This window comes from Rhizobium sp. USDA 4016, assembly GCF_056279705.1.
In genome coordinates this window covers 4,243,451-4,256,063 of record NZ_JBWCCY010000004.1, presented here as the reverse complement: position 1 = coordinate 4,256,063, position 12,613 = coordinate 4,243,451, and the positions used below count along the sequence as shown (strand labels likewise).

The following is a 12,613-nucleotide window of genomic DNA, read 5'->3' as shown; positions in this document are numbered from 1 at the left end:
CGGCACGCTTCTTTGCGACCGTTTCCGGTGCGCTCAACAGCCGACTTCGCTGATCGAATGATGGCCGGCGGGCCTTGCCGCCTATTCCTTTTCCCATTGCATCCAAAAACGGACTGAAATGCCATGAGCGCACCGCGTACCCTTTACGACAAGATCTGGGACGACCACCTGGTCGACGAACAGGCAGACGGCACCTGTCTTCTCTACATCGACCGCCATCTGGTCCACGAAGTGACCTCTCCGCAGGCGTTCGAAGGCCTGCGCATGACCGGCCGCAAGGTTCGTGCTCCCGAAAAGACGCTTGCCGTCGTCGATCATAACGTTCCGACCTCGCCTGATCGCCATCTCGGCATCAAGAACGAGGAGAGCCGCATCCAGGTCGAGCAGCTTGCCAAGAACGCTGCCGAGTTCAAAGTCGAATATTACTCCGAGAACGACAAGCGTCAGGGCATCGTGCACATCATCGGGCCGGAACAGGGCTTCACCCTTCCGGGCATGACGATCGTCTGCGGCGACAGCCATACGTCGACGCACGGCGCCTTCGGCTCGCTCGCCCACGGCATCGGCACGTCCGAGGTCGAGCACGTCCTGGCGACACAGACGTTGATCCAGAAGAAGGCGAAGAACATGCTGGTGCAGGTCGACGGAAAGCTTCCGGCCGGCGTCACCGCCAAGGACATCGTTCTCGCCATCATCGGCGAAATCGGCACGGCCGGCGGTACCGGCTACGTCATCGAATATGCCGGCGAAGCGATCCGTGCGCTGTCGATGGAAGGCCGCATGACGATCTGCAACATGTCGATCGAAGGCGGCGCCCGCGCCGGCCTGATTGCGCCCGACGATACGACCTTCGAATACATAAAGGGCAAGCCGCGCGCGCCGAAGGGCGAGGCCCTGGAACAGGCGATTGCCTACTGGAGGACGCTGAAGTCCGACGAAGGCGCACATTTCGACCGCATCGTGAAGCTCAACGCCGCCGAACTGCCGCCCATCGTCTCCTGGGGCTCTTCGCCGGAGGACGTCGTCTCGGTTCAAGGCGTCGTTCCGAACCCGGACGAGATCCAGGACGAAACCAAGCGAGGCTCCAAGTGGCGCGCACTTGACTACATGGGCTTGAGGCCAGGCACGCCGATCACCGAGATCAACATCGATCGCGTCTTCATCGGCTCCTGCACCAACGGCCGTATCGAAGACCTTCGAGCAGTTGCCAAGGTCGTCGAAGGCAGGACAGTTGCTTCGACCGTCAACGCGATGATCGTTCCCGGCTCCGGCCTCGTGAAGGAACAGGCCGAAGCCGAAGGCCTCGACAAGATCTTCAAGGCAGCCGGTTTCGACTGGCGTGAGCCGGGCTGCTCCATGTGTCTCGCCATGAACGACGACCGCCTGAAGCCGGGCGAGCGCTGCGCCTCGACGTCCAACCGCAACTTCGAAGGCCGTCAGGGCTTCAAGGGCCGCACGCACCTCGTTTCGCCGGCCATGGCTGCCGCTGCTGCAATCGCTGGCCATTTCGTCGATATCCGCGAGTGGAACTGACGGATTTTGCCTCCCTCTCGGTTCGAGAGGGAGGCATGCCATCTTAAGAAGACAAGATGGGCATTCGGTGAGACAATAGTCTCCTGGCCTTTTTCAGGTGAGCGGCATGAATGCGTCAAAAAAGTCTTCGCCGAAGTCCCTTCGCCTTTTTCTTCTGCGCCACGCAAAATCCGCTTGGCCGGACGATGTCGCAGACCACGACCGCCCGCTTGCGAAGCGCGGGCGAAAGGCCGCGCCCTTGATCGGCGCCTATATGACGCGCGAAAAGCTCTTCCCGGATCTCGCCTTGGTGTCGACGGCGCGGCGCGCACAGGAAACATGGAAGCGTGTAGCGAAAAAACTTTCCGCCTCGACTGTGGAACGCGATGTGCCGGATTTATACGAAGCCTCGGCAACGCGCATTGTCGGCCTCCTCCACAAGATTGAGCCGTCGGTCCGAACGGTCATGCTTGTCGGACACAATCCCGGTTTTCAGGACCTCGCGAACAATCTCATCGGCAAGGGCGATCCGGAGGCTTGCGCCCGCTTGAAGGAGAAATTCGCCACTGCCGGCATGGCGATCATCGCGTTCGAGGAAAATAGCTGGGCGGATATATCGCCCGGAAGCGGACGTCTCGAGCGCTTTGTGACACCGCGTGAACTCACGTGAGCAAACGTCTCCTCCTCCCCGCAATGGAGGAGGAGGAGATGGAAGGTCTCTTGATCAGAACGTTGCCGTATAGGGCTCCGGTCCCATGCGGGCATTCCTGTCGTCAAGCTTGGCAATCGCTGCCATGTCCCCGGCATCGAGCTTGAAATCGAACACCTTGAAGTTTTCCTCGATGCGCGACGGTGTCACCGACTTGGGGATCACGACAAGACCGCTATCGATATGCCAGCGGATGATGACCTGCGCCGGTGTCTTGCTGTGCTTCTTGGCGATTTCACCGATAACCGGGTTGGCGATGAATTTTCCCTGACCGAGCGGACTCCAGGATTCGGTAACGATATTCAGTTTCCGGTGCGCGTCCTGCGCCGCCTTCTGCTGAAAATCCGGGTGGAGTTCGATCTGGTTGATGACCGGAACCACGCCGGTATCGCCAACGATGTGATCCAGATGATCCGGATAGAAGTTGGAAACGCCGATCGAACGAGCACGGCCTTCTTCCCTGATCTTGACGAAGGCCTTCCAGGTTTCGCGATAGAGTCCGCGGTGCGGCGACGGCCAGTGGATCAGGTAGAGATCGACATATTCGGTGCCAAGCTTCTTCAGGCTGCCCTCGAGGGCGCGCAGAGCGCTGTCGTAACCCTGGTCGGTGTTACGAAGCTTTGTCGTGATGAAAACATCCTTGCGGTCGAGACCGGAGGAACGCACGCCCTCGCCGACACCCTCTTCGTTGTCGTAGCCCGAAGCCGTGTCGATATGGCGGTAGCCGGCTTCGAGGGCCTTACGGACTGTCGGAGCCGCGACCTCCTGTGGCGTCTGCCATACGCCGAGGCCGACCTGGGGAATGGAATGTCCGTCATGGAAAGTGATGATGGGTTGATTGGCCACAATATATCTCCGGAAGTTTGAAGGATTGGAGGGGCATGAAATTGAATCCGCGAACGGAATTCCCGGCATGCCATTCAGCCTGAGCGCCGGTCAAAACGGATATAGGAGACGGTGCGCAGATTATCACCCCTGATGCCTCAGAGAACGCGTATGACGGTCCCCTTGCGCATGTGCGGCAAAAGCCGGCGCATGTCGCGCGGATGGACGGCGAGGCAACCTGCTGTCGGCTCATAGCCCGGCCTGATGAGATGGAAAAAGATAGCCGATCCCCGATTGCGGGCGCGGGATGTGATATTCCAATCCATGACGAGACATATGTCGTAGAGTCCGTCCTTGCGCTTCAACTCTTCATGGCTTGGACGGAAGGGCGCTCTGACGAGGCGATTGTAGTTCGGATCGCCGGGCTGGTCGCACCAGAGCATGTCCTGACGGATGCGGCGGAGCAAGAGCGGTGTTTCGAGGCGGCTCGGACGTTCGCCGCGGCAAAATCCGTAAAGCAGCTTCATTGAAGCAATCGGCGTTGCACCGTCGCCCTCGCGCTTCAAGATGGTGCGGCCGGAACGGCCGATTGCGGCGGGAAGGACGAAAGAACCGCATTGAACCAGTGCGCGGCTTTGCCTGCCGGGCGCGGGACGCACAATAATGGTGGATGGTACCGTTCTTGCGCTTCGCCTTGTTTTCTCCATTTTTCTCACATGTTTTTGTTTTGCTTGGGACTTCGATTGAAATCACATCGGCCCTGGCCCGGCAACAGCACGTCTCCCGGTCTTTGCCAGCGATCGAAATATGGCGTAGGACTTGATGAGACGGAATCTGAGGAACAGAACCGCATGACCGCACGCACCATTCTACTGGTGGATGACGACAACGACCTTCGCGAAACCCTGACGGAGCAGCTTGCGCTCTATGATGAGTTCACGGTGCTGCAGGAGGCGACGGCCGGCAAGGGAATACAAGCTGCGCGCAACACGCCCGTCGATCTGCTGATCATGGATGTCGGGCTGCCGGATACGGACGGACGCGAAGCCGTGAAGCTGCTGCGCAAGGGCGGCTTCAAGGCGCCGATCATCATGCTGACCGGACACGATACGGATTCAGATACGATCCTCGGCTTGGAGGCCGGCGCCAACGACTATGTCACCAAGCCGTTCCGCTTCTCGGTGCTTCTGGCGCGCATCCGCGTCCAGCTTCGGCAGCACGAACAGAGCGAGGACGCGACCTTCACAGTCGGACCCTATCTCTTCAAGCCGAGCCAGAAGCTGTTGACCACCGAAAACGGCCAGAAGATTCGCCTCACGGAGAAGGAAGCGGCGATCATCCGCTATCTCTATCGCGCGGAACAGAAGGTAGTCACCCGGGACGTCCTTCTCGAAGAGGTGTGGGGCTACAATTCCGGCGTGACCACCCATACGCTTGAAACGCACGTCTACCGCCTGCGCCAGAAGATCGAGCGCGATCCCTCGAACGCCGAAATCCTGGTAACGGAAAACGGCGGCTACAAGATCGTACCGTAGGGCAAAGAGCCGCATGGCGCTGACAGACGATATCAACATGCTTTCGCAGCAGCCGCTCTTCAAAGGCATGTCCGCCGACCAGTTGCGGCTGGTCGCCTTCGGCGCCGACCGGCGTTTGATTTCCACCGGGCAGATGCTTTTCCGCGAAGGATCACCGGCGGAAAGTGCTTATGTCGTCGTCAGCGGCGCGCTGGAGCTCAGCACGACAGGCCCAGATGGCCATCCCAAGGTCGAGCGCATCGCGGGCCAGGGCACGTTACTGTCCGAACTCGCTCTGGTAACGCTGGTGGAGCGCAAATTCACCGCCGTGGCGCGGGAGGATTCCAGCGTCATCCGCATCACGCGAGCGCTCTTCTACAGGCTGATCGAGGAGTATCCAGATGCGGCCCGCCTCATAGAAAGCCGCATTCGCGACAACATCGCGGAATTGGCGGCACGGGCGAGCGCACAGCTTCACCGCTTTTCGTAGATCTCAGAGCTTGAAATGCGCGGTCACGGGCACGTGATCGGACGGACGGTCCCATCCGCGAGCCTCCTTCAGGATGTCGATGCGCTGGAGCAGCGGGCCGAGGTCCGATGACGACCAGATATGATCGAGGCGGCGGCCGCGATCGGCAGCCTCCCAGTCCTTGGCGCGGTAACTCCACCAGGTATAGAGCTTCTCGTGCGACGGCACGTGCTGGCGCATGAGATCAAGCCAGGCTCCGCGCTTCATCGCCTCCAGCAGACCCTCGGTTTCGACCGGCGTATGGCTGACGATCTTCAGCATCTGCTTGTGCGACCAGACGTCGTGCTCGAGCGGCGCAATGTTGAGATCACCGACGAGGATCGCCGAGGTATTCGCTTCGCCGTTGGCCTTCAGCAGCTTCATTTCCTCGACGAAATCCAGCTTATGGGCGAACTTCGGATTGATGGCCGGGTCCGGCTCGTCGCCGCCGGCGGGCACATAGAAATTATGCAGCCGGACGCGGCGCCCTCCACGCTCGAAGACCGCCGAGATATGGCGCGCGTGGCCGACATTTCCGTAGTCCAGGCGATCATCCTCCTGGAGCGGGATGCGCGAGGCGATAGCGACGCCATGATAGCCCTTCTGGCCATGCACGATGATGTGCTCATAACCCATGGCGCGCAGAGGGGCCGCCGGAAAGAGCTCGTTTGGAACCTTGGTTTCCTGCAGGCAGAGGATATCCGGCCTATGCTTGAGGACGAACTTTTCGACGATCGGCATGCGCAGCCGCACCGAATTGATGTTCCAGGTGGTAATCGAGAAGCTCATGCCATTGCCTTTCAACGAGACTGGAAAGGCCTTAGAGCAAAGGGGCTGTGGATGGAACGTCCACAAGCAAAAACGCCCGGCTTTCACCGGGCGTTTTTCACAGAAAGTCATATGGCATCAGTCACGGGAAGCGGCAGTACCTGGAATGCTTTCGTACGGCACTCTGAAGACCTTCTGATCAAACTGAACGCCGGTCCTGACATTGAACACCATCACGGACGTGTCCTTGCCCTGATTATCGGTGATCGTCCACTGACGCAGATCGTAGGTCTTCGGATCGAACATCATCGTAATCGTCGAATTGCCGAAGATCGTCTTATTGCCAAGCGCGATCGTCGTCAGGTCCGATTCTTCCTTTACGCTCTTTACCGAACCGTCCGACAGGTTGATCCTCCGTGCAAGCAGCAGGCTGAGCGGCGTCTTGGAAAGCGGATAAAGGCTCCAGGTCTTCAGCTTCAGGTTACCGACCGCAACATTCCTACCGTCCGAGATCACCCGGATCGGCGACGGATCGTTATAGTTGAAGCGCAGCTTGCCGGGACGCTCGATGAAGAATTTGCCGCCCGTCTGCTCCCCGCGCGGTCCGAACTGCACGAATTCGCCCTGCATGGTGGCTACGTTGGAGAAATGGTTGGCAATCGCCTGTGCCGTCGAAGAACCGCCGGCCGCTGCCTGCGCGAAGGCGTCGAAAGGCGCAGCAGCCGAAACAGCCGCGAGAGCCATGGCGCCGAGAAGGTGACGGCGGTTCAGCAGCAAGCCACTGGAATGGAAATCGGAGTTGGTCATCTAGGTCTCCTATGATGCGACCTGCATGCTGCCGAAAGGCGGCGTCTTCATGGCGCAGAAGCATCGCTGCAGAAGGTAACGTTTCCGAGGCGATCAGGTTTCCGTGAAGTCATTGCCCCGGCAGTTTTTTCAGCCTCTAGCGATCGAGGATATCGCCTTCGGTCGGAACCAGGATTTCGCGCTTGCCTGCGTGGTTTGCAGGTCCGATGACGCCTTCCTGCTCCATGCGCTCGATCAATGATGCGGCGCGGTTGTAACCGATGCCGAGACGACGCTGGATATAGGACGTCGAGGCCTTGCCGTCGCGAAGCACGATGGCGACCGCCTGGTCGTAGGGATCGTCGGAATCCGCCAGATTGGACGTCCCCGCCGGACCGCCGTAATCATCGTCCTCGTCGTCATCAGCGGTGATCGCATCGAGATATTGCGGTGCGCCCTGGGTCTTCAGATAGGAAACGATCTCCTCGACTTCCATATCAGCCACGAAGGGACCATGGACGCGCTGAATGCGCCCGCCGCCAGCCATATAGAGCATATCGCCCATGCCGAGCAGTTGCTCGGCGCCCTGTTCGCCAAGGATCGTGCGGCTGTCGATCTTCGACGTGACCTGGAAGGAGATGCGGGTCGGGAAATTTGCCTTGATCGTGCCGGTAATGACGTCGACGGACGGACGCTGGGTCGCCATGATGACGTGAATACCGGCGGCGCGCGCCATCTGCGCCAGACGCTGGACGGCGCCTTCGATATCCTTGCCGGCGACCATCATGAGGTCAGCCATTTCGTCGATGATGACGACGATGTAGGGCATCGGCTGCAGGTCGAATTCCTCGGTTTCGTACATCGCTTCGCCGGTGTGGCGGTCAAAGCCTGTCTGCACGGTTCGGGAGATGGCTTCACCCTTGGCCAGCGCCTGCTCAACGCGCGCATTGAAGCCATCGATGTTGCGGACGCCGATCTTCGACATCTTCTTGTAGCGCTCTTCCATCTCGCGGACGGTCCATTTGAGCGCGACGACAGCCTTCTTCGGATCGGTGACCACCGGCGACAGCAGATGCGGAATGCCATCATAGACCGAGAGTTCGAGCATCTTCGGGTCGATCATGATCAAGCGGCACTGTTCCGGCGTCAGACGGTAGAGCAGCGAGAGGATCATGGTGTTGATGGCAACCGACTTACCGGAGCCTGTCGTACCGGCAACCAGCAGGTGAGGCATCTTCGCGAGATCGGCGATGACGGCCTCGCCGCCGATCGTCTTGCCGAGTGCCATGGCGAGCTTCGCCTTCGAACCTTCGAAATCACGCGATGCGATCAGTTCGCGCAGGTAAACAGTCTCACGCGTTGAGTTTGGCAATTCGATGCCGATCGCGTTGCGGCCAGGGACCACAGCGACACGGGCGGCGATCGCGCTCATGGAGCGGGCAATGTCGTCGGCAAGGCCGATAACGCGTGAGGACTTGATGCCCGGGGCCGGCTCGAGCTCGTAAAGTGTGACGACTGGGCCAGGGCGGACATGGATGATTTCACCCTTGACACCGAAGTCTTCCAGGACGCCTTCGAGCATGCGGGCATTCTGCTCCAGCGCATCGGCGGAAAGCGATGAGTCACGGATGACATTCTTTGGTTCGGCGAGCAGATGAATCGAGGGAAGCTGGAAACCTTCCGGACGAATGAAGGAACCCTGCGATTCGCGTTCGATGCGGGCACCGGGCTTCGGACGCGAGATCTGCGGCACGACGCGCGGCTCGGGCTTGCCGCCGGCGGCCTTTGCCGGCGCACGTATCATCCAGTCATCTTCGTCGTCATCCGGCAGAATATCGGCCGGACGCGGAGGCATGTCGCCATCGAATGGCACTTCGCCATCGTCGTCGTCGAGCGAAATCGAGGGCGCAGAGACGACCCGGCGCGGCGAACTGACGCGCGGTTCCATCGACGGCTCCAGGCGCTCGCTGCGGCCTGCCGGCGCCTTGGCGCGGACGGGCTCGTTCAGGGTACCGAATTCATCATCGTTGAAGTCGTAGGGCGATTCGAAATCGCTCTGGCGGCGCTTGCGTGGCGCCATGCCGAGGATGCGGCGCATCCGCGCTTGGCTCATATACCAGGCATGCGTTAGCGCTCCGAACGCAAGCCAGCCGCCGCCTTCGTCGTCCTCGTCCTCGTCGGCATCACCAACCGAGCGGGCCTTGGAAGGTATAGCCATGAGTGCATCGCCCTCATCCTCTTCAGCTTCCGTGCGGCCGACGATGCCGGCAGCAAAGAGCATCATCCAGGCGGTGGGCAGCGCGAACACGCAGCCGACAGCCGTCGCGAACGCGCCACTCGGGTAGGCGCCGACGAAGAGAGCCGGAAAACGAAGGATCATATCGCCGATGACGCCGCCGATGCCGTTCGGGATCGGCCATGTCAGCGGCGGCGGGAAGCAGCCGATCACGGCAGACGAAAGGATCGAGCCGAGAGCCCAGGCGCCGGCCCGTTGAGGAATGCGGCTAATGCGGCGGCCTGAAATCAATGCCAAGGCCCAGGCGACGACCGGCAACAGCGCCACGACGCTTGCAAGGCCGAAGAACTGCATCGCGATGTCAGCAAAGGCGGCACCGCCATATCCCAGGACATTTGCCGGCGGATTGCCGGTCGCGTAGGAATAGCTCGGATCTGTGACGTTCCATGTCGCGAGCGCCGCGACCGCGAGCGCCAATAGCAGGAAGATTGCAAAGCCCAGGAGAGCCTGCGCCTGCCGGAACACGAACCCTGAGAGGGAGAAACGGTCCGGCCGGCTATCCATCACCGGCGACGTGCTTCTTGCCATATACCCAACCCGTCCAATGCTGAGCGCGCGAATCGCCGAGGGCGTCGCCACGCAATATGCGTCCGCCCCACCTAATCAAAGGAGGGTTAAAGCGATGTTAACCATGAGAGACTGGACAAGCCGGACCGGCAAATAAAAAGGCCCGAACCTAAGGTCCGGGCCAAGATGCAGCCTATAGATAGGCCGCGACGGGCTGTTCAGCGGCGCCCTTTGTCGGGCGCCGCTGTCCCTGCGATCAAGAAGAGTGGTAGGCGGCTTCGCCATGGGTCGACAGGTCGAGACCTTCGCGTTCTGCCTCCGGGGTTACGCGCAGGCCGACGATGAGGTCGACGATCTTGTAGAGGATCGCAGAGCCGACGCCCGACCAGACGAGGGTCGTCAGGACGCCCTTTAGCTGAGCCCAGACCTGAGTTGCCGTACCGGCGTAGGATGCAGCAAAGTCCGGCGTCGAGTAGTCGACGATGCCTGCGCCGCCGAGCGCCGGGTTGACGAGAATGCCGGTGCCGATGGCGCCGATGATGCCGCCAATGCAATGTACGCCGAAGACGTCAAGGCTGTCGTCGTAGTTGAACTTGTTCTTCACGACGTCGACGAAGAAATAGCAGGCCGGCGAAACGATCAGGCCGAGAACGATCGAGCCCATCGGACCTGCAAAGCCTGCTGCCGGCGTAACGGCAACGAGACCGGCAACAGCACCCGAAGCGGCACCCAGCATGGAAGCCTTGCCGCGGGCGAAGGTTTCGACGATGCACCAGGAAACAGCGGCAGCAGCCGCTGCGACGAAGGTGTTGATCATCGCGAGCGAAGCATAGGAGTTGGCCTCGAGGTTGGAACCGGCGTTGAAGCCGAACCAGCCGACCCACAGAAGCGATGCGCCGACCATGGTGAGCGTCATCGAGTGCGGAGCCATGATTTCCTTCTTATAACCCGTGCGCTTGCCAAGCATGATGGCGCCGACAAGGCCGGCAATACCGGCATTGATGTGAACGACCGTGCCGCCGGCGAAGTCGATTGCACCATAGGAGAAGATCAGGCCGGACGGCGAGCTGTAGGAGCTCGGACCACCCCAGAACCAGACCATGTGCGCCATCGGGAAGTAGATGAAGGTGACCCACAGGACAACGAACAGCATGACGGCGGAGAACTTGATGCGCTCGGCAAACGCACCGACGATGAGGCCGGGCGTAATGCAGGCAAACGTCATCTGGAACACGATGAAGGTGTATTCCGGAATTGCGACGCCCTTCGAGAAGGTCTCGGCGAGCGACGACGTGTTGACGCCGGCAAGGAAGGCCTTGGAGAAACCGCCGATGAAGCTGTTCAGCGAACCGCCGTCGGTGAAGGCGAGCGAGTAGCCGTAGGTGACCCAGATCAGCGACACAACGGCGGTGATCATGAAGACCTGCATCAGCACGGAGAGCATGTTCTTGGCGCGTACGAGGCCGCCATAGAAGAGAGCCAGGCCGGGAATGGTCATCAACAGCACGAGCGCCGAGGAGACGAGCATCCAGGTATTGTCACCCTTGTCCATGGTGAAGGCCGGAGCCGCTGCAGCCGCGGCATCGGCAGCAGCCGGCGCGGTCTCCTGCGCAAAGGCGACGACCGGCGCCAAGAGCGCGGCAGACGCAGCCCCGAGCCGCGCAAATGTGGAAGAAAACTTCGAAATTGACATTGGAATAAAGCTCCTTGCTCAGCCGTTCTTACAGCGCTTCGGTATCGGTTTCGCCCGTGCGGATACGGACGGCATGGTCGATCGAGTAGACGAAAATCTTGCCGTCGCCGATCTGGCCGGTCTTGGCCGACGACGCGATGGCTTCGACGGCCTTGTCGACGATTTCTGATGCGACTGCGATTTCGATCTTGAGCTTCGGCAGGAAGCTGACCGCATATTCCGTACCGCGATAGATTTCGGTATGTCCCTTCTGGCGTCCGTAGCCCTTCACTTCGGTCACAGTCAGGCCCTGGATGCCGATCGCCGTGAGGGCTTCGCGGACCTCATCGAGCTTGAACGGCTTGATAATGGCCATCACAATTTTCATCTGGTTTTCCCATCCTTCGTTATCCTCGGCGCGGAGCCGACTCTCCTTGCCGCTGACGTTCACGAACAGCGACTGGGGATCTACATTCAAAGGGCGTGCCAGTTTCGAGGCAGATTATAAGTTATTGAAAAGTAAAGAGTATAATGAGCGATGCTATTTAAGAGGCAAATGTCAGGGCAACAACCGCCCAAATAATGCCCAAATTTGTAAATTTGCACATTTTTTATTCATTTGCCTTTTTCCGAATCAAACCTTCCTGCGCGACTGACGCAATCAGAACACCCGACCGGGTAAAGAGGCTACCGCGCGTGAGACCGCGGGCACCAAAAGCCGATGGGCTATCTTGTGTGTAAAGCAGCCAATCCTCAAGTTTATCAGGCCGATGAAACCACATGGAATGGTCAAGGCTCGCAACCTGCAGGCTCTGGTCGAAGATCGACGTCCCATGAGCGTAGAGCGAGGTATCGAGCAGCGTCATGTCGGAGAGATAGGCAAGCACAGCAGCTTGATAGAGCCGGTTATCCGGGACCGGCCCTGTCGCGCGCACCCAGACATCCTGTCGGGGATCGAGCTTCTTGTCGGAAAAATAGTGTGTCAGCGAAACCGGCCGGATTTCGATCGGCCGTTCGCGCTCCCAGTATTTGCGCACAGCCGCCGGCGCATGCGCGAGATACTGCTCCTTGATCTGCTGTTCGCCGAGCAATCTTTCCGGCATGGGGACATCGGGCATCACGATCTGATGATCGAAGCCCGGTTCCTCGACCTGGAAGGAGCACGAGAGTGCAAAAATCGCCTTGCCGTGCTGGATTGCCACCACCCGGCGCGTGTTGAAGCTCGATCCGTCACGGATGCGCTCCACCTGATAGACGATCGGTACGGAAGGATCGCCCGGCCGCATGAAATAAGCATGCAGCGAGTGAACGAAGCGCTCTGTCTCAATCGTCCGCTGGGCAGCCATCAATGCCTGACCGATCACCTGTCCGCCAAAGACGCGCTGCCAGCCGACCTGCGGACTGCGGCCGCGAAAGATATCGACTTCGATCGGCTCGAGATCAAGCGTCGCGAGCAGCGTTTCCATGGCAGTGGGTTTGGCCGCGTCTTCCATCATTTGTTCAGCTCCCAACGGTA

Annotated in this window: 12 protein-coding genes; 4 read left to right on the top strand and 8 right to left on the bottom strand. The window is 60.0% G+C overall.

The features are described 5' to 3' along the window. Nucleotides 1-123 precede the first annotated feature (123 nt). Both leuC and ACZ9DP_RS36755 read left to right on the top strand, forming a co-directional pair. Nucleotides 124-1,533 carry a 3-isopropylmalate dehydratase large subunit gene (leuC, locus tag ACZ9DP_RS36760; RefSeq protein WP_074069969.1) on the top strand — a complete coding sequence of 470 codons (1,410 nt, stop codon included), beginning with the start codon at nucleotides 124-126 and terminating at the stop codon, nucleotides 1,531-1,533. Nucleotides 1,534-1,639: 106 nt separating this feature from the next. Beyond that, a complete protein-coding gene (locus ACZ9DP_RS36755; protein WP_194728413.1) occupies nucleotides 1,640-2,182 on the top strand; it encodes a SixA phosphatase family protein in 543 nt (180 codons plus the stop codon). Nucleotides 2,183-2,236: 54 nt separating this feature from the next. Here ACZ9DP_RS36755 and ACZ9DP_RS36750 read toward each other — a convergent pair whose 3' ends face one another. Both ACZ9DP_RS36750 and ACZ9DP_RS36745 read right to left on the bottom strand, forming a co-directional pair. Then, a complete protein-coding gene (locus tag ACZ9DP_RS36750; protein WP_476205328.1) occupies nucleotides 2,237-3,067 on the bottom strand; it encodes an aldo/keto reductase in 831 nt (276 codons plus the stop codon). A gap of 137 nt (nucleotides 3,068-3,204) precedes the next feature. After that, complete coding sequence (locus tag ACZ9DP_RS36745) at nucleotides 3,205-3,753, bottom strand: L,D-transpeptidase family protein (protein WP_283069884.1); 549 nt, start codon at nucleotides 3,751-3,753, stop codon at nucleotides 3,205-3,207. Nucleotides 3,754-3,897: 144 nt separating this feature from the next. Between ACZ9DP_RS36745 and ACZ9DP_RS36740 the strand changes: the two genes are divergently transcribed. After that, entirely contained in the window at nucleotides 3,898-4,581 is a 684-nt protein-coding gene (locus ACZ9DP_RS36740; protein ID WP_039846414.1) for a response regulator transcription factor, read from the top strand. 13 nt (nucleotides 4,582-4,594) lie between these two features. After that, on the top strand, nucleotides 4,595-5,050 hold the full coding sequence (locus tag ACZ9DP_RS36735; protein ID WP_074069973.1) for a cyclic nucleotide-binding domain-containing protein: 456 nt from the start codon (nucleotides 4,595-4,597) through the stop codon (nucleotides 5,048-5,050). A 3-nt stretch (nucleotides 5,051-5,053) separates the two neighbouring features. On the opposite strand, the gene ACZ9DP_RS36730 is transcribed toward ACZ9DP_RS36735, so the two are convergent. From ACZ9DP_RS36730 to tesB, 6 genes are all read right to left on the bottom strand, one after another. Next, complete coding sequence (locus ACZ9DP_RS36730; RefSeq protein ID WP_476205326.1) at nucleotides 5,054-5,857, bottom strand: exodeoxyribonuclease III; 804 nt, start codon at nucleotides 5,855-5,857, stop codon at nucleotides 5,054-5,056. Nucleotides 5,858-5,974: 117 nt separating this feature from the next. Beyond that, nucleotides 5,975-6,643: an outer membrane lipoprotein carrier protein LolA gene (locus tag ACZ9DP_RS36725; protein ID WP_194728417.1), complete on the bottom strand. Its 669-nt coding sequence runs from the start codon at nucleotides 6,641-6,643 to the stop codon at nucleotides 5,975-5,977. Nucleotides 6,644-6,779: 136 nt separating this feature from the next. Further along, a complete protein-coding gene (locus ACZ9DP_RS36720) occupies nucleotides 6,780-9,446 on the bottom strand; it encodes an FtsK/SpoIIIE family DNA translocase (protein ID WP_476205324.1) in 2,667 nt (888 codons plus the stop codon). A gap of 235 nt (nucleotides 9,447-9,681) precedes the next feature. Next, a complete protein-coding gene (locus ACZ9DP_RS36715; RefSeq protein WP_074069976.1) occupies nucleotides 9,682-11,118 on the bottom strand; it encodes an ammonium transporter in 1,437 nt (478 codons plus the stop codon). Nucleotides 11,119-11,146: 28 nt separating this feature from the next. Continuing rightward, nucleotides 11,147-11,485 (bottom strand): P-II family nitrogen regulator, encoded by a 339-nt coding sequence (locus ACZ9DP_RS36710; protein WP_027511789.1) that lies wholly within the window; start codon nucleotides 11,483-11,485, stop codon nucleotides 11,147-11,149. A 223-nt stretch (nucleotides 11,486-11,708) separates the two neighbouring features. Beyond that, nucleotides 11,709-12,593 carry an acyl-CoA thioesterase II gene (gene tesB / locus ACZ9DP_RS36705; protein WP_074069977.1) on the bottom strand — a complete coding sequence of 295 codons (885 nt, stop codon included), beginning with the start codon at nucleotides 12,591-12,593 and terminating at the stop codon, nucleotides 11,709-11,711. Nucleotides 12,594-12,613 lie beyond the last annotated feature (20 nt).